This is a genomic window from Ruegeria sp. PrR005 (genome assembly GCF_010500245.1).
Lineage (GTDB): Bacteria > Pseudomonadota > Alphaproteobacteria > Rhodobacterales > Rhodobacteraceae > Ruegeria_B > Ruegeria_B marisflavi.
The window spans coordinates 71,329-88,071 of record NZ_JAAGOX010000003.1 but is presented as its reverse complement, the minus strand read 5'-3'; the positions used below and the strand labels follow the sequence as shown (position 1 = coordinate 88,071).

At 63.2% G+C, this 16,743-nt stretch carries 20 protein-coding genes; 9 read left to right on the top strand and 11 right to left on the bottom strand.

The annotated features are described in order from the left end of the window. Positions 1-49 precede the first annotated feature (49 nt). Entirely contained in the window at positions 50-1,012 is a 963-nt protein-coding gene (ubiA, locus tag G0P99_RS02455; RefSeq protein ID WP_164127348.1) for a 4-hydroxybenzoate octaprenyltransferase, read from the bottom strand. Between the two features lie 12 nt (positions 1,013-1,024). Here ubiA and G0P99_RS02450 point away from each other — a divergent pair, with 12 nt between their 5' ends. From G0P99_RS02450 to G0P99_RS02430, 5 genes are all read left to right on the top strand, one after another. Further along, entirely contained in the window at positions 1,025-1,750 is a 726-nt protein-coding gene (locus G0P99_RS02450; RefSeq protein WP_164127346.1) for a 16S rRNA (uracil(1498)-N(3))-methyltransferase, read from the top strand. Beyond that, the gene (locus G0P99_RS02445; protein WP_164127344.1) at positions 1,747-2,595 is read left to right on the top strand and encodes a GNAT family N-acetyltransferase; all 849 of its coding nucleotides are present in this window, start codon (positions 1,747-1,749) and stop codon (positions 2,593-2,595) included. The genes G0P99_RS02450 and G0P99_RS02445 overlap by 4 nt, the downstream gene beginning before the upstream one ends. Beyond that, a complete protein-coding gene (locus G0P99_RS02440) occupies positions 2,592-3,119 on the top strand; it encodes a hypothetical protein (protein ID WP_164127342.1) in 528 nt (175 codons plus the stop codon). The genes G0P99_RS02445 and G0P99_RS02440 overlap by 4 nt, the downstream gene beginning before the upstream one ends. 155 nt (positions 3,120-3,274) lie before the next feature. Further along, a complete protein-coding gene (locus tag G0P99_RS02435) occupies positions 3,275-4,645 on the top strand; it encodes a glutamate--cysteine ligase (protein ID WP_164127340.1) in 1,371 nt (456 codons plus the stop codon). Positions 4,646-4,805: 160 nt separating this feature from the next. Beyond that, complete coding sequence (locus G0P99_RS02430) at positions 4,806-5,591, top strand: lysophospholipid acyltransferase family protein (RefSeq protein WP_164127338.1); 786 nt, start codon at positions 4,806-4,808, stop codon at positions 5,589-5,591. Positions 5,592-5,762: 171 nt separating this feature from the next. On the opposite strand, the gene G0P99_RS02425 is transcribed toward G0P99_RS02430, so the two are convergent. Beyond that, the gene (locus G0P99_RS02425; RefSeq protein WP_239059644.1) at positions 5,763-6,434 is read right to left on the bottom strand and encodes a GntR family transcriptional regulator; all 672 of its coding nucleotides are present in this window, start codon (positions 6,432-6,434) and stop codon (positions 5,763-5,765) included. A gap of 88 nt (positions 6,435-6,522) precedes the next feature. Here G0P99_RS02425 and G0P99_RS02420 point away from each other — a divergent pair, with 88 nt between their 5' ends. The 4 genes from G0P99_RS02420 (at position 6,523) to G0P99_RS02405 (ending at position 10,560) form a co-directional block, all read left to right on the top strand. Continuing rightward, complete coding sequence (locus G0P99_RS02420) at positions 6,523-7,551, top strand: TRAP transporter substrate-binding protein (protein ID WP_239059643.1); 1,029 nt, start codon at positions 6,523-6,525, stop codon at positions 7,549-7,551. Positions 7,552-7,629: 78 nt separating this feature from the next. After that, positions 7,630-8,115, top strand: a complete 486-nt coding sequence (locus tag G0P99_RS02415; protein ID WP_164127336.1) for a TRAP transporter small permease — start codon at positions 7,630-7,632, stop codon at positions 8,113-8,115. A gap of 10 nt (positions 8,116-8,125) precedes the next feature. Then, positions 8,126-9,409, top strand: coding sequence for a TRAP transporter large permease (locus G0P99_RS02410; protein WP_164127334.1), 1,284 nt, complete (start codon positions 8,126-8,128; stop codon positions 9,407-9,409). Between the two features lie 5 nt (positions 9,410-9,414). Then, a complete protein-coding gene (locus G0P99_RS02405) occupies positions 9,415-10,560 on the top strand; it encodes an alpha-hydroxy acid oxidase (RefSeq protein WP_164127331.1) in 1,146 nt (381 codons plus the stop codon). Here G0P99_RS02405 and G0P99_RS02400 read toward each other — a convergent pair. The 9 genes from G0P99_RS02400 to G0P99_RS02360 are packed head-to-tail and all read right to left on the bottom strand — an operon-like array spanning position 10,551 to position 16,742. Further along, complete coding sequence (locus G0P99_RS02400; protein WP_164127329.1) at positions 10,551-10,973, bottom strand: methylglyoxal synthase; 423 nt, start codon at positions 10,971-10,973, stop codon at positions 10,551-10,553. The two genes, G0P99_RS02405 and G0P99_RS02400, sit on opposite strands and share 10 nt — an antisense overlap. Next, a complete protein-coding gene (locus G0P99_RS02395) occupies positions 10,951-11,466 on the bottom strand; it encodes a 2,4'-dihydroxyacetophenone dioxygenase family protein (protein ID WP_164127327.1) in 516 nt (171 codons plus the stop codon). The genes G0P99_RS02400 and G0P99_RS02395 overlap by 23 nt, the downstream gene beginning before the upstream one ends. 10 nt (positions 11,467-11,476) lie before the next feature. Continuing rightward, positions 11,477-12,178, bottom strand: coding sequence for an SDR family NAD(P)-dependent oxidoreductase (locus tag G0P99_RS02390; RefSeq protein WP_164127325.1), 702 nt, complete (start codon positions 12,176-12,178; stop codon positions 11,477-11,479). Beyond that, the gene (locus tag G0P99_RS02385; protein WP_164127323.1) at positions 12,175-12,810 is read right to left on the bottom strand and encodes a 2-dehydro-3-deoxy-6-phosphogalactonate aldolase; all 636 of its coding nucleotides are present in this window, start codon (positions 12,808-12,810) and stop codon (positions 12,175-12,177) included. Before G0P99_RS02385 ends, G0P99_RS02390 begins: the two co-directional genes overlap by 4 nt. Beyond that, entirely contained in the window at positions 12,807-13,727 is a 921-nt protein-coding gene (locus G0P99_RS02380; protein WP_164127321.1) for a 2-dehydro-3-deoxygalactonokinase, read from the bottom strand. The genes G0P99_RS02385 and G0P99_RS02380 overlap by 4 nt, the downstream gene beginning before the upstream one ends. Further along, positions 13,708-14,397 (bottom strand): RraA family protein, encoded by a 690-nt coding sequence (locus G0P99_RS02375; RefSeq protein ID WP_164127319.1) that lies wholly within the window; start codon positions 14,395-14,397, stop codon positions 13,708-13,710. Before G0P99_RS02375 ends, G0P99_RS02380 begins: the two co-directional genes overlap by 20 nt. An 11-nt stretch (positions 14,398-14,408) precedes the next feature. Beyond that, complete coding sequence (locus tag G0P99_RS02370; protein WP_370462682.1) at positions 14,409-15,392, bottom strand: C-terminal binding protein; 984 nt, start codon at positions 15,390-15,392, stop codon at positions 14,409-14,411. Positions 15,393-15,432: 40 nt separating this feature from the next. After that, positions 15,433-15,927, bottom strand: a complete 495-nt coding sequence (locus G0P99_RS02365; protein WP_164127315.1) for a lactoylglutathione lyase family protein — start codon at positions 15,925-15,927, stop codon at positions 15,433-15,435. A gap of 26 nt (positions 15,928-15,953) precedes the next feature. Further along, positions 15,954-16,742: an SDR family NAD(P)-dependent oxidoreductase gene (locus G0P99_RS02360; RefSeq protein WP_164127313.1), complete on the bottom strand. Its 789-nt coding sequence runs from the start codon at positions 16,740-16,742 to the stop codon at positions 15,954-15,956. Position 16,743: the final 1 nt, after the last annotated feature.

The following is a 16,743-nucleotide window of genomic DNA, read 5'->3' as shown; positions in this document are numbered from 1 at the left end:
TCTCTCCGGTCTTTGACAGGTTTCTAACGGCCGCCGCCCCCGGGTGCAATCACACGAACAGGGCGGCGCCAAAGAAGATGAGCGGAATCAGGCCGGTGTCGCGGTTCACCCGGAACAGTTGCAACAGCTTGCCATTGTCATTCAGGTCCAGCCCGCGCAACTGCCAGGCCATGTGCCAGCCCATCGCCCAGGGTCCCGCCAGCGCCAGCACCAGCGCCAGGATCGAGGCATCGGGCAGCGCCGCCTCGATCACCGCGACCCCCATCAGGCTGACGGTGGCGACCAGGAAATAGGTCATCCAGCGCGGGGTCTGGTCGCCAAACAGCCGGGCGGTGGATTTCACCCCGATCAGCGCGTCGTCCTCGGTATCCTGATGGGCATAGATCGTGTCATAGAACAGCGTCCAGGAGATGCCCGCCGCATAAAGGAACACCGCGCCCCAGCCCAGCGAGCCCGCATGCGCCGTCCAGGCCAGCAGAGCGCCCCAGTTGAACGCCAGCCCTAGAAACGCCTGCGGCCACCAGGTGAACCGCTTGGCAAAGGGATAGACCGCCACCGGCAACAGAGACAGTACGCCCAGCGCGATGGCCGCCCGGTTGAACGTCAGCAGGATCATCAGCGCCAACAGCGCCTGCGCCACCATCCAGACCACCGCCATCCGCACGCTCACCTGCCCCGAGGGGATCGGGCGCGAGCGCGTGCGCTCGACCCGCCCGTCGAAATCGCGGTCGGTGATATCGTTCCAGGTACAGCCCGCGCCCCGCATCAGGAACGCGCCCATGCCGCAACCCGCTGCGATCCACAGATCGCCCCAGCGCGCATCCTGCCCGTCAAGCATGGCCAGCATCAGCCCCCACCAGCAGGGCAGCAGCAACAGCCAGGTGCCAATCGGCCGGTCGGCCCGGCTCAGCCGCAAAAAGGGCCGCGACCAGGCCGGGGCATGGATATCGACCCAGTTGCCTGTCACCGCATCGGCAACCTGACCATCTGGTGTTGGGGCTTGGCCTTGCATATGTAGTCTTTCATGAGTGCAAAGATCAGGCTGTATGTAGAGCACCCGTTGGCCCCGGGGCAACCGGTTCCGGTGTCGCGCGACCAGGCGCATTACCTCTTCGGGGTGATGCGGCTTGACGCGGGCGCCTCCGTGGCGCTGTTCAACGGGCGCGACGGTGAATGGCTGGCCCATGTGACCGAGGCCGGCAAGCGAGGTGGCACACTGGTCTGTCAGGCGCAGACCAAACCCCTGCAACTGCCCCCCGACCTCTGGCTGATGTTTGCCCCGATCAAAAAGGCGCGCACCGATTTCATCGTCGAGAAAGCGGCCGAGATGGGCGCTGCCCGGATCGTGCCGGTGCAGACCGATTTCACCAATTCCGAGCGCATCCGTCAGGACCGGCTCCAGGCCCATGCCATCGAGGCCGCCGAACAATGCGGCGGCACCTTCGTGCCCGAGGTGACGGATCTGCAAAAGTTGCCCCGCCTGCTCGATACCTGGCCCGCCGACCGGCAACTGATGTTCTGCGACGAGGCCGAGGCCGGGTCCGCCCTGCGCCTCGCCTCGGAAGGGCGGGGCAGGCCCTGGGCCATCCTGATCGGCCCCGAGGGCGGCTTTTCCGAGGCCGAACGCAAGCGCCTGCACTCGATGGACCAATCCCATGTGGTCAGCCTCGGCCCCCGCATCCTGCGCGCCGACACTGCCGCCGTGGCCGCCATGACGCTCTGGCAGCAGGCGCTGGGGGACTGGGCATGATCCGCAAGGCCGAGGACAAGGACGTTGGCGCGATTGTCGCCTTTCTGAGGCGTCATAGCGAGACGTCGATGTTCCTGCTCGGCAATCTCGAAGCGCATGGTCTGAATAATACCGAACACGCCAACGGTACCGCGTATTTCCTCCGCGAGACGGGTGAGGGCATCACCGGCGTATTCGGGGCGACGAATGGCGGTTATCTGATGTGCCAGCTGCCCGGGATCGGCGCTACCGAGGCGCAGACCTATGCCCATCTGCTCCAGGGCTACACCCTGCGCGGCATGACCGGTGATGTGGCACAGGTGGATGCGATCCTGGCGGCGTTGCCGGTGCCCGGGGACGCGTGGCACCTGAACCGGGCCGAGCTGCTCTATGCGCGCGACCTGGCAGGGATCAAAAGCAAAGCCACGCTGATCCGTCCGGCCGAGGATCACCGGGCGCTGCTGACCGAGTGGTTCGGGCAATACGCGGCGGATGCGGGGCTGAGCGATGGCTGTGATCTGGCGCTGAACGCGGCCAATGCCGGGATTGCGATTGCCTCGGGCCGGGTGCGGCTGTTGCTCGACGGCGGGGTTCCTGTGGCGATGACGGGGATCAATGCCCGCGCAGGGGTTACGGTTCAGGTGGGCGGTGTGTTCGTGGTCCGGGACCGGCGCGGCGAAGGGCTGGCGGGCCAGATTGTTGCTGCGCATCTACAGGAATTGCGCGGCGAAGGCGTGGCCCGCGCGATCCTGTTTACCGCATCGGCACAGGCGGCACGGGCCTATGAGAAGATCGGGTTCAACCAGATCGGCTCCTACCGTCTTGCCCTGCTGAAAGAGCCGCTGACATTGGGGGTGCCGCGATGAGTTTCATCCGTCCCGAGGCGCGCGCCGCGCTGTGGCGCTGGCGCGAGGTGCTGGCGGGGATCGCCATCGCGCTGGTGGGCCTCAGCTGGATCACCGGTCCGGGCGGGCTTTTGGGCTGGGTCGGCTGGCCGACCCTGCTGGCCGGTACGGGGCTCACTGTTGTCGGCCTTCAGCGTGCCCGTTTTCGCACCGGGTCCGGCGGGCCGGGCGTGGTCACGCTGGACGAGGGCGAGATCACCTATATGGGCCCGCTTACCGGCGGCTCGGTCGCCGCTGCCGATATCGAACGGCTCACGCTCGACCCCGCCCTCATGCCCGCCCATTGGGTGCTGGAGCGCCCCGGCCAGCCGCCGCTCCTGATCCCGGTCAACGCAGAAGGCGCCGAGGCGCTCTTTGACGTCTTCGCCAGCCTGCCCGGATTGCGCACGGAACGCATGCTGGCCGAGCTGAACGGCGCCCCTCGCCATGCCGTGGTGATCTGGGAGCGCACCTCTTCGCGGCCCTCCACGCAATGGCTGCACTGACAGCCGAATCAGCCGCCCGCACCCCCGCGCGCCTGACCTCCGGCCACCGACCGGCCAACACATCCGCGTGAGCTTCTCGCGCCCCATGCATTGACACCCGCGCGAAATATGCCACTTCTCGGCGGACGCAGCACAGCCAAGACGGAGCCCCAGCCATGTCCATTCCCCAGTCCGGCGGCGGACCGATCGAACGCCACGAACAGCTGGCCGAATACCTTGCCTCGGGCTGCAAGCCCAAGTCCGACTGGCGCATCGGCACCGAGCACGAGAAATTCGGTTACTGCAAGGACACGCTGAAACCGCTCCCCTACGAGGGCGAACGCTCGATTCTCGCCGTCCTCCAGGGTCTGCGCGACCTGCACGGCTGGGCGCCGCTGGAAGAGGGCGGCAAGCTTATCGGGCTGACCAAGGACGGCGCCAATGTCAGCCTTGAACCGGGCGGCCAGCTGGAACTCAGCGGCGCGCCGGTGGAAACCATCCACCAGACCTGCGACGAGGTGAACGACCACCTGCGCGACGTCAAGGATATCGCCGACAAGATCGGCGTCGGCTTCATCGGCCTCGGCGCCGCGCCGATCTGGACCCATGACCAGATGCCGCTGATGCCCAAGGGCCGCTACAAGCTGATGGACAATTACATGCAACAGGTGGGCACATCGGGCACCACCATGATGCGCCGCACCTGCACTGTGCAGGTGAACCTCGATTTCGCCTCCGAGGCGGACATGGTGCAGAAACTGCGCGTCGCGATTGCCCTGCAACCGGTTGCCACCGCGCTCTTTGCCAACTCCCCCTTCCTCGAAGGCAAGCCCAACGGCCACAAAAGCTGGCGTGCCCGCGTCTGGCGGCATCTCGACAACGACCGCACCGGCATGGTGCCCTTCGTGTTCGAAGACGGGTTCGGCTTCGAGGCTTGGGTGCAATACGCGCTCGATGTGCCGATGTACTTCGTTTACCGCGACGGCAAGTATATCAACGCGCTGGGCCAGTCCTTCCGTGATTTCCTCAAGGGCCAATTGCCTGCGCTGCCGGGCGAGACGCCGACGCTCAGCGACTGGGCCGATCATCTGACCACGCTCTTCCCCGAGGCGCGGATCAAGAAATTCATCGAGATGCGCGGTGCCGATGGCGGTCCGTGGCGCAGGCTCTGCGCGCTGCCCGCCTTCTGGGTCGGGCTGATGTACGACCAGTCGGCGCTGGATGCCGCCTGGGACCTGGTCAAGGGTTGGGATGCCGAGACGCGCGAGACCCTGCGCATCGAGGCGAGCCGCCAGGGGCTTCAGGCGCGGGCGGGCAATATCGACATGCACGCGCTGGCGCGCGAAGTGCTGGCGATCTCCGAGGCCGGCCTCAAATCCCGCGCCCGCCCCGGCGCCGGTGGCATGGTCCCGGACGAGACCCATTTCCTCAGCGCCCTCAAGGACAGCGTCGAAACGGGCAAGACCCCCGCCGACGAACTGCTCGACCACTACAACGGCGACTGGAACGGCGACCTCACCTGCATCTACCGCGAATTCAGCTACTGATCCGACGCTCCCCGCCCGTGGCGAGACGGCAGCGGGCGGGGGCGGCCGATCATGGATCATCGGATCGCACAGGATTCGGCTATCTGGTTGACTTAGGGGCAGACTATGCCCTTCATGGCGCTCTTGACCGCCAATGGCAGGTCCATATCGCCGGGAACCCATGACAGACACATCAAACCGAAGCAGCGGGCAGGCGGAGTTTTCCACGCCCGCCCTCATCAGAATTGTCAAATGGACCGGTCTGGTTCTCTTTGGGCCGTTCTATTTCCTGTTCATCGCTTTCATCCCGGTCCTGTGCCAATCCCGGCGCGGGTTTCGCGGCTGGTACTGGCGCACGATCAAACGGGCCTGTTCGCGCCTGATGTGGCTGCTGAGCACCCGCGTCGAAATGGGCGCAGCGGCACGTGACGCGCTGCGCCACGACGAAAACAGCATCATCGTGATCAACCACCGCAGCCACCTTGACGGGTTTGCCCTGATGGATGCCTTGCCGGATGAAAAATGGATCACCTTCGGCGCCAAGAAGGAGCTTTGCGATGCGGCCTTGCTGCGCCGCGGGTTCAAAAGCGCGGGCCTGGTCGAGATCGACCGCAAGAGCGGTAAGCTGGCGCTAGAAACGCTCTCCGACGCCGTCAAGGCCATGCCCGCCCGCCGGTCTCTGGTGCTGTTCCCCGAAGGCACCCGTGTCGGCACCGAAACCCTGGGCGAGTTCAAGGCCGGCGCGGTTCTTGTTGCCCGCGAGACAGGCCGCGTGATCCGCCCGATCGTCATTCTCAACTCCGACCGTCTCTTGCCAGGCGGCAAGCGCCTGCCAAAGAGCGGCAGTATCCGGATCGAGGTGCTGGAGCCCTTCCTCTGCGACCCGAACGGGTCGGCCGACGCCGATGTAGCCCGCCTCAGGTCAGCAATGATCGAGGTATTCGAGGGACGGCAACAGGCCATCTGAGCTTGCCGTGGCGAACAACCTCGTTCCACCTGAAACATCCCCTGAGCCCGCGCGAATGAATGCTGCGACCTCACCTGCGGTGTGGGGCGCGTGGGTGGGTGGTTCGGTCGAAAGTGAGGTTGCGTGGAAAACGATGCAATATCACTCGGGCGACCCCTTGCCAAACCGGCTTCAGTTCCGAGTTGCCAGATCTGAATAGGCGCGTTCACCCCGTGTAATCTGCGTATGCAGAACCTCTTTTGCTGAATCGATCTGGCGTGTTCGCAGCAGCCGGACGATCTCTTCATGTTCGGCACGGGACTTGTCTGTGCGCTGCGGACCCTTTGAAAGATGCGTGCGCATTGTCCGGACGATATCGCCCACTTTCCGGTATCCTTCGGACAAGTAGGCGTTTCCGCAATGGTTGAAGAACGCGTCGTGGAAATCCGCATCCAGATCGAGATAGCGCTCAAACGCGCGCTCGGCATGGGCCTTGGCCATTGCTGCAACGACCTGTTCCAGCTCGTCCATTATTCCGGCCCGGTCCTGGGCAAACGACAGGTCGAGCGCTGCATGTTCGAGAATGACCCTGTACCCGCAAAGCTGCACGATCTCATTGCGGGAAAGCGTGAACACAAAGGCCCCTCTTTGCGGAAAGATCTGCACCAGACCCTGCAATTTCAAAGCGGCAAGCGCTTCGCGAATCGGGGTTTTGCTGATGCCAAACATGGCGGAAAGCTTTGCCTCGGGCAGCGGCTCGCCGAGCTGGAACCGCCCTCTGACGATCTCTTCCCGGATTTGCTCCGCTGCGATTTTGCTCAGGGAATCCGGACGTTTGATTTGTGTTACCCCGGCCATATCCATCCGCCTTCTCTAGCTCGATCTCACCATAGCACATCCCGGATTGATTTCTACATCATATCTGATATATCAGATCGTATTGACGGGAGTTTTGTCCCGCTTCAATCCGAGGGAGGATAAATTGTTCAGAATATCGACACTTGCGCTTGGCGCCGTCTTGTCCGTTGGGCTGACCTTCGGGGCATCCGCCGAAACCGTCATCAAGGTTGGCCACGGAGCGGCGGAATCGTTCCACATGCACCGGGCGCTCCTGAAATTCGAAGAGCTGGTTGAGGCCGGATCGAACGGTGAGATCGACGTTCAGATATTTCCCTCGTCGCAGATGGGGCCGGACCGCGAGATGATCGAGGGCGTCCAGACCGGTGTTCTGGAAATGGCCATTCCGCCGTCTTCCTTCTTTGCGGGTTGGGATCCGGCTTTCGCCGTGATCGAACTGCCCTACATGTATCCGTCCAAGGATACGGCCTGGAAAGTTCTCGACAGCGACGCGGGCAACGGCATGCTGGCGCGTGTCCAGCAACAGGGGCTTGTCGGGCTTGGCTGGCTAGAACTCGGTGTGCGCAACGTGACGAACAACACGCGCCCGATCGCGTCGCCTGACGACCTTGAAGGTATCAAGCTGCGGACAATGAAAGTGCCTGCCCACGTCGCCACATTCGAGGCCCTGGGTGCAAACCCGACCCCGATGAACTTTGGAGAGGTGTATTCGGCCCTCCAGCAAGGCGTCATCGACGGCCAGGAAAATCCGCTCGCAATCATCACGTCACAGCGTTTCTACGAAGTTCAGAAATATCTTTCGACGACAGGGCATGTGTTTGCCGTCTACATGCCGGTGATGTCGCAGTTCTTCTATGACAGCCTTACGCCGGAACATCAGCACCTCGTCCGCGAAGCGATGGCCGCGGCCCGCGATTACCAGGCCCAGCTGATCGCCGCCGAGGACTCCGCACAGCTGGAACAAATCCGCGCGGCGGGCGTCGAAGTCCTCGAACTGACGCCCGAGCAGCGGCAGGCGTTCGCCGACAAGACCGAAGATGTCCGCCTGCAATACCGCGACGAGGTGGGAGCAGGGGCCTATGACGCCTGGGTCGCCGCGGTAACCGCCGCAAGCAAGAACTGATCCGCTGGACAGGGTCTGGATGGGGCACCTGTACCGGTTCGGTCCGGGTGCCCTTGCGGTTCTCGGGGAGGAGAAACCATGTCATTTCTCAGATGGATTGATCTGAACGCCGAAAAGGCACTGGCCAGCCTGCTGCTGGGTGCCATCGTGCTGCTGATCTTTGGCAACGTGTTCATGCGTTATGTCATGAATGCCTCCCTGTCCTGGGGAGAGGAACTGACGCTCTGGCTGTTTGTCTGGTTCGTCTGGTTGGGTGTCAGCTACGCCTTTCACACCGGAGACCACGTGCGCATCACGGTTCTCAGGGATGTCCTGGGCGAACGGGCGCGGCTCATCGCGGATGTCGTCATCTCGCTTCTGGTGCTGGGCTTTCTCGTCGTCCTGACCATCGAATGTGTCAAACTGATACGGATGCCGTTTGTCGCCAGCCAGACCTCGGTTGTGTTGGGGCTGCCGATCCCGATCCTCTACGCCTCGGCCCCGGTCGGGGCGGGCCTGTCGGCGATCCGCGTCATCCAGCACCTGATACGAACGCTGCGCCATATCGCAGACATCAAGGCATGAGGGGCCGACCATGCTGACTACCGTCTTGTTCCTGACGCTCTTCGGCCTGCTGATGTTCAGCGTTCCGATCGGCATCTGTCTTGGCCTGTCGACGATGATCGTGATGGTCTTTGTCGACGGGACGCCGCCAATGGTCCTGCTGGCCCGCTCGGTGGTAACCGGAGCGGATTCCTTTCCGCTGATTGCCGTACCACTCTTCATTCTCGCGGGTGATCTGATGCAGCATGGCGGCATGTCGCGTCGGCTGGTGGGTTTTGCCAATGCGCTGATCGGGCATATCCGCGGCGGTCTGGCCTATGTGAACGTGCTGGCCTGTGTCTTCTTTGCCGCCATTTCCGGATCGTCCCCGGCTACCGTGGCGGCGATCGGGTCGAACATGATCCCCGAGATGGAAAAGGTCGGCTATTCCCGCCGCTTCAGCGGCGCGCTGACCGCGTCTTCGGGGATGATCGGCGTGATGATCCCGCCCAGTATCCCCTTCATCATCTATGGCGTCACCGCCGAGGTTTCGATCGGCAAGCTGTTCCTGGCTGGCGTTGTTCCGGGCATCCTCTTTGCGCTGATGTTCATGCTGGTCGCGCGGATCCTGCTGCGCAACGATACCGTGGTGCAACAATCGACCCAGCCCTTTTCGGGCGCCGGGGTCTGGCAAAGCTTCCGCGCCTCGATCTGGGCGCTGCTGGTGCCCGGGATCATCCTGGGCGGTATCTATAGCGGTATCTTCACCCCGACCGAGGCCGGTGCCGTTGCCGTCGTCTACGCCGCCTTCATCGGCATCGTGGTCTACCGGGACATCACGATACGGGACCTGCCCGACATCCTGGCGGGCAGCGCCAGAACCAGCGGCACGATCCTGATCCTGGTGATCATGGCAACTGCGTTCGGCAGGCTGATCACGTTGGCGCGGATACCCTCGGAACTGGCCACGACAATCACCAGCCTTTCCGACAATCCGATCATCATCCTCTTGCTGATCAATGTCCTGCTGCTGATCATCGGCATGTTCATGGAAACGATCTCGTCGATCATCATCATGACACCGATCCTGCTGCCCGTGGCCACCGCGCTTGGCGTCGATCCCATCGTGTTTGGCGTCATCCTGACGGTGAACCTGGCCATCGGGTTCTGTACCCCGCCGTTGGGGGTCAACCTGTTCGTCGCCAGCGGCATCTCCAAGGTCTCGATCGAAAGCCTGAGCCGGGCGATCCTCCCCTTTTTCCTGGGCATGCTCGTGCTGCTGCTGCTCGTGACCTATGTGCCGGCGATCTCGCTCGCGCTTCCGTCCCTGTGGTGAGCATGATGGATCTCGATCTTTCGCACCCCGCCGTCGAAGACCTTCGCAGGACGGCGCAAAGGCGGATACCCAGGTTCGCGTTCGAATACCTCGACAGCGCGACCGGGCGCGAGCTGGGGCTCAAGGTCAATCGTCAGGCGCTCGATTCGATCGGCTTCATGCCAGCAATTCTCAAGGGACGGACCCGGGCCGACCTGAAACGCAGCCTGATGGGGCGGGATTATGACCTGCCCTTCGGGATCGCGCCCGTGGGCATGTCGGGCCTGATGTGGGCGGGCGCCGAACGGATGCTGGCCCAGGCGGCGGTCCGGCACAACATCCCGTTCTGCCTGTCCAGCGTCGCCGTCGCCTCGCCCGAGGACGTGGCCCCCGATATCGGCAGCAACGGCTGGTTCCAGCACTATCCCGTCAACTCCGGCGAACTGCGCCGCGCCATGCTGCCCCGGATCAGGGCGGCGGGGTTTCATACGCTCATCATCACCGTGGATGTCCCCGAAGAAAGCCGCCGCGAGCGGCAGCGTCGGGCAAACCTGACCGTGCCGCCAAAGGCCGACCTGCGCACATTGGCGGAAATGGCGTCCCGCCCCGCCTGGTGCCTGGCCCACCTGCGCGAGGGCATCATGCCAAGGATGCGGTTTTTCGACGACTACGTGCCGTCACGCGGGCGCGAAAGCTTTACCCATGCCGGGGCGCTGATCCGGGGCATCCCCGACTGGCAATACCTGCGCGAGCTGCGCGCAGAATGGGACGGCCATCTTGTGGTCAAAGGCGTGCTTCGTCCCGAAGATGCGCGAATGCTTGTTGCGGAAGGCGCCGATTGTATCTGGGTCTCGAACCATTCGGGCCGTCAGTTCGAAGCCGGTCCGGCGGTCATCGACCAATTGCCCAAGATCCGCGCAGCGGTGGGCCCTGATATCCCTCTGATCTACGATTCCGGTGTGGCATGGGGTCTCGACATCATGCGCGCGTTGGCAAAAGGCGCGGACTTCGTGATGCTCGGGCGCGCGTTTCAATATGCCGTTGCAGCTTTTGGCGCCAGGGGGATCGAGCATCTGCTGCATATCCTGAAAGCCGACATTATCGCCAACATGAGCCAGCTTGGCGTCGAAGGGCTCGACGCGCTGTCTGATTGCCTGCTGGATCAGGACTGATCCGGGCGCGCGCTGTCGCGGCTTAGCATCCCCGCGACGATCAGGTCGGCAGTCGACCTCGAACAGGCCATCGGAAGATCATAAACCGTCGCCAGCCGCGTCAGTGCCTTGACATCCACGTCATGCGGCATCGGCGAAAGCGGATCGACAAAGAAAATCAGCGCATCGAGCCGTTCTTCGCAGATCATGGCGCCGATCTGCTGATCTCCGCCAAGCGGCCCGCTTTTCAAGCGGGTCACGTCCAGATCCGGGAAAGCATCCGCGATCCTGCCCCCGGTGGTTCCGGTGGAAAAGACCGCCGCCGAAGCCAGAAACGCCCGGTGACGACCGACCCAGGTCACGATCTCGTCTTTCCTTGCATCATGCGCGACGAGCGCAAATCGCAACGGCCTATCGAATGAACTGCTCGACATAATCCGCTCCCAGACCAACCTCGGCAAAATGCTTGCGGCAAAGGTCGATCTTGGTGAAGACGTCCTCGTAGCCCGTGACCTTGCCCCAGGGATCGACGTAGCACATCACGCCGTTGACCTGAAAATAGGTGACCATCTCCTCGATATCGTCGGGCACGACCAGCGTATGCGTCTCGCCGGGCGGCTCAAAGACGTAACCGCCCTCTTCGGCGACCCAGTCGTGTTCCAGATAATGCCAGCGGCCCTTCAGAACAAAGCCGTGAACCGGTTGCGGATGCCGGTGGCGCGACAGGACACCGGCCTTGCGCACTTTCAAAAGGTTCATCCAATAGCCCTGTGACCGGTTCAGGCACAGCGGGCGGAACCAGACGTTCTGTGCCTGAGGCACCCAGAGACGCTCGTCGCAGTTCATCGCGTTCGGAATGACGATCTCTTCCTGCGCATCTTGCGGAAAGGGCAGCTGATAGGGCATGCGTGCCGTGTCTTCGGTCATGTCTTCGTCCTCACATTGCAAGATAGCCGCCATCCACCGGATAAACCGATCCGGTGACAAAACTGGCCTCGTCGCTCAACAGCCACCGCGCGAGCGCGCCGACCTCGGATGTTTTTCCCCAGCGTTTCAGAGGGGTTCGGGCCATGACCCCTTCGGTCCGCGCGGGATCGTCCCGCAAACCCTGGGTCATCTCGGTCTCGATCCAGCCGGGCGCGATGGCGTTCACCCGGATCCCGTCCCCGGCCCAGCCCCCGGCCAGCGCCTTGGTCAGTTGAGCGACCCCGCCCTTGGAGGCCGAATAGGCCGGCACCAGCGGTCCACCAAAGGTGCTGAGCATCGACGCGGTGTTGACGATCGCCCCCTTGCCTTCCGCCAGCAGGTCGTGGGCGGCAAGGCAGCAGCGCATGGTGCCCGTCAGGTTGACGTCCAGCACCTGGGCAAACACCTCGATATCGTATTCCTCGCCACGACGCAGGATGCCGGCGCAGTTCACCAGGCCATCCAGCCGATCCAGCCCGTCGAACAGCGCCGCGACCGAGGCATCGTTGGTCACGTCCAACGCGGCAAGCTCGATCCCCGGCCGAGGCCCAAAGGCCGCGCGTTCCGCCTCGGACGCCGAGGCGGCGATGACCCGCCACCCGGCCTCCGCCAGGGCAAGCGCAACCCCTGCGCCGATTCCCCGTGTGCCCCCGGTCACAACAGCCGTCTTCATTGGCGTTTCCCCAACCCGGCGGCGGCTTCGACAAACTGTTTCGCGCGCCGGGCAATTTCTTCAAGCGTATAGTCCGGCTTGAACAGGGCTGAGCCGAGCCCGAATGCATCGGTTCCGGCGGTGCGGTAGGCTGCCATCCCATCGGGCGTGATCCCGCCCACCGCTGCGACCAGCGCATCGCGCGGCAACACCGCGCGCATCGCGGCGATGGCCTTGGGCGGGATCATTTCCGCCGGAAAGAACTTCAGCACCTGCGCGCCGATGTCGAGCGCGGCAAAGGCCTCGCTGGGCGTCATGACGCCGGGAGACCATGCAAGGCCCTTTGCCACCGTCGCGGCCCCCAGAGCTGGGTTCATGTTCGGGGCGACGATGATCCGGCCCCCGGCATCGGCCACGGACAGCATATCGCGCTCGGTCAGAACCGTTCCGGCACCGACGATGGCCGCATCCCCCAGGCGCCCTGCGATCCGCTCAATGGACGTCAGCGGCGAAGGAGAGTTGAGCGGCACCTCGATGACGCGAAAACCCGCCTCGGCCAAAACTTCGGCCACCTCGACCGCACGCCCGGGGTCGAGACCGCGCAGGATGGCGATCAGCGGCGCAGCCGCCATAGCTTCGGCAAGTACAGTCATGCAATCATCCCCGCGGCCTGCGCGATCAGAAAATGGCCCATCGCCACGATATCATCCGGGGCGCGGCGGCTTTGCAATCCGGCGGCGGTCAGCGCCGTCTGGTATCTGTCCGCAAGATCACTGCGCCCGATAATGGTGACGGGGCCGGTTGCATCGCCGCGTGCCCGCGCCGCATTGATTTCCGCCCCGATCAGCAGGCCCGACAGGAAATCCGCAACCGCGCCGCCCTCCATCTGTCCCATCAGCGGCAGCGTCCTCACGTGAAACAGATCGTGGAGCAGGCTGGATCCCTTGGCGAGACCAGCCGATACACCGCGGGCATAGCCCTCGGGGGCGTGCGGGCCGTCCTCCATCAATGTCCCAAGGATCGTGTGGCCCTTCAACGCGGCAAAAACCTCGCCGGTCATATAGGTCGCAAAATCCTCGATCCGGCCACCTGACATGCGGATCCATTTGCTGTGGGTGCCCGGCATGACAAATGTGCCATCCGACATACCGAATGCCTGCGCCCCGATGATCTGGGTTTCCTCGCCGCGCATGACATCCGGACCCGAGGCATGGTCGGTGGTAACCCCGGTGACAAAATACAGGTCCGTGCCGTTGGCGGTCCGGTGATGCACAAGGGCCGACGCCAGCGCACGCGCATCGAGCGGCACGCGCGCATAGGGCGTTTCGATCCAGCCATTGCGGCTGGTGATCATTCCCGACGCCAGAACCGGCAGCCTGGCCCGCTGGCTCCAAGGGCCGATCAACCTGTCGAAAACCGCTTCGAAATCGCGGTCCGCGACATGCATGATCCCCTCGGCCGAGGCCACCTTGTCCAGCACCTCGCCCCCGGCGCCGATCAGAAAGGCGCGCAGGGTCGAGGTGCCCCAGTCGATCCCGATGAGCGCGGGCTCAGATGCGGCCGAATTCATTCAGCAAATCCTCGACCGTCTTGCCCTGAGCAACCCATTCGCGAGTTTTCTCTTCCCGGTCCGCCTGTTCCTGAGCGAGACGCACGGTTTCTTCCGCAATTTCCTGCGGGATCACGACGACGCCCATCAGGTCTGCCACGATAAAATCGCCGGGGTTCACTACGACACCGCCGCAAGCAATCGGCACATTGATCGAAAGCTCTTCTTTGCGTTCAGAGAACATCGTATGCGTCCCGCGCGGCGTGATTGCCCGCGTCCAGATCGGCCAGTTGATGTCTTCCAGCTCGTCGGTGTCGCGGCCTGTGCCATCGACGATCATCCCGCGGATACCCCGGTTTTTCGCCAAGCCGCCCATGAGGCCACCGCAAACCGAGGTCTGCAAATCACCGCCCGCGTCAACGACGATAACATCACCCGGCTGGCCCATCTCAAGCGCTCGCAGCGGATCGACCAGATCGCCCTTTGACAACTGCACCGTCACCGCTTGTCCGGTCACCTTGGCGCGAAAGGCCGGCTTTATCGCGCTGTCCATGACGCCGGTGCGATATTGCACATCGGCAAAGATGGCGGCTGCCGAATAGGCTTGCAGCACCTTGTCGAATTTCTTCAAAAGCTCCGGGTTGCGTTCGAAGTCGTTGAAGACCCTGAGATTTGTGCTCACGTCTGGCATGTTTTTTCCTCTTAGGTGTTTGTTAAGGCCAATGCTGCGGCATTGACCGTGTAATCGGGCGGCTGACCGGTCAGGACCTTGGCCACCTGGGTAGCCGCCGTGACACGGGCCGCGCGGATGGATTCTTCCGAGTAGTAGGCGGCGTGTGGCGTGATCAGCACGTTCGGAAGCGTGAAAATCGGGTTGCCGGATGGGGTCCAGTTGGCGCGTTTTGCCGGTTCCTCTTCGGGATCGTCGAGACCAGCGGCCCCGAGGTGGCCGTCGGTCAAGGCCCGGTAGAGCGCGGCGTTGTCCACCGTCGGCCCGCGGCCCGTATTGACGAGGATCGCGCCAGGTTTCATTGCCGCGAATTCGGCATCGGACAGGAAATGCCGCGTTTCAGGCGTCATCGGGGCCTGCATCAGAATGTAATCCGAACGCGCCAACAGATCGGCCTTGGACACCAGTTCGACGCCAAGAGAGGCCGCAACATCGGCGGGAAGGAACGGATCATAAGCGATGACATCGACGCCAAAGGCGCGCGCGCGCGCACCGATGGCCTGGCCGATCTTGCCATAAGACACGACACCCATGGTCCGCCCGCGCAAACGATAGACCGGCTGGCCGCTTTGCCATTTCCAGATGCCCTTATGGGTGGCCCGGTCGTAATCCGGCAGCTTCCGCGCCAGGGTCAGCCAGAGCGAGATGGCGTGATCGGCAACCTCCTCGGTGCAGTAGTCCTGCACATTGGTCACCAGAATGCCCCGTTCGGTCGCCGCCTCCACGTCAACGATGTCGACGCCCACGCCGTAACGGGCGATGACCTCGCATTTCTGCATGCGCGCGATCGTCTCCTTCCCGACCCGCGCATACTGGTTCATCATGGCCGCGCAGGTCGGCGCGACCTCGAAAAGGTCGCTCTCGCTCTTGGCCTGAAGCGCGATGACTTCCGCGCCGGCCGCTTCCAGGATCTCCCTTTCGACACTGACATCTCCAAAGTCGTAATCAGTGATCACAACCTTCGGCCGGTCCTGGCGGGGGGGGAATTCCGGCCGCTCAGACATACGCGCCCGCCGAATAGGTCAGTTCATAGGAATGGCTGTAAAGCTCGAACACATTACCGAACGGATCTTCCATATAGACCATCCGATAAGGCTTCTCGTCCGGATAGTACTTGCGAACCTGCTGCATGCGCTGGCGCCCACCGAGGCCTTCGAGTATTTTCACCCGCTCTTCCAGGTTTTCGTCCTGTACGCAGAAGTGGAAGAGACCGCGGCGCCAGTATTCGAACGGGCGCTCTTCCTCGATGGTGTTGGGAAACTCGAACAACTCGATTCCCACGCCGTCGCCCAGCGACAGATGCGCGATGCGGAACTTGCCCCAGCCTTCGCCGAACACGTCGTCGCACATCTGACCGATGGCGCTTTCGTCGTGATGGATCTCGGTCGGACCCATGATGACATACATCCCGAACCCCTTGGCGTAGAACTCGACCGCCTTTTCCAGGTCGGGAACGGTGATGCCGATGTGAGAAAATGTAAGTGCGACCATGATTGGCTCCTGTTCGTGTTTGTGTGTCAGAGAATGCTTCGGACGATACCGCCCTCGATCCGGTGGGCCGCACCGTTGGACGCCGTGCTGGCCGAGATCGTGACGATCATCCGTGCGACTTCGTCCGGCTGGACAAAACGCTGAATGAGAGAGGTGGGCTCGTCGGATTTGAAGTAACCCCCAACGATATCGTCGACCGGCTCGTCCTTCTGTTCCGCCAGCCCGTCGAAATAGGCTTCGACGCCTTCGGTCCAGGTCGGCCCTGGCAGGATCGAATTCACCCGGACAGGCGTGCCCTTGGTCAGTTCGGCCATTCCCCGCGTCAGCCCCAGCATTGCCGTCTTGGTCACCGAGTAATGGACCATCTGCGGCAGGGGTTTAACGCCCGCTTCACTCGCCATGTTGATGATCGAGCCCTGGCCGCGCTTCAGCATCGCGGGCAGGAACACCCGGCTCATCCGCACGGCGGACATCACGTTGATGTCGAAAAACCGCATCCAGTCGGCGTCGGTCAACTCGTCAAAGGGCTTGACCGAAAAGATGCCCACGTTGTTGACAAGGACATCCACCTCGCCCTGGTCTTGGGCGAATGCCGCAAGTGCGTCCGCCTCGGCCGGATCGGTCAAATCGCCTGCCTTGCCAGTGACCTCGCCCAGTGGCGACAGGTCCGACACGCAGGCCGCGACTTCCGCGTCGGTCAATCCGTGAACGACAACGCGTGCTCCTTCCTCAAGATAGACCCGCGCCGTCGCCTTGCCGATCCCCGAGCCGGACCCTGTTACCAGTACAAGCTTGTCTTTCAGCCCCAGATCCATG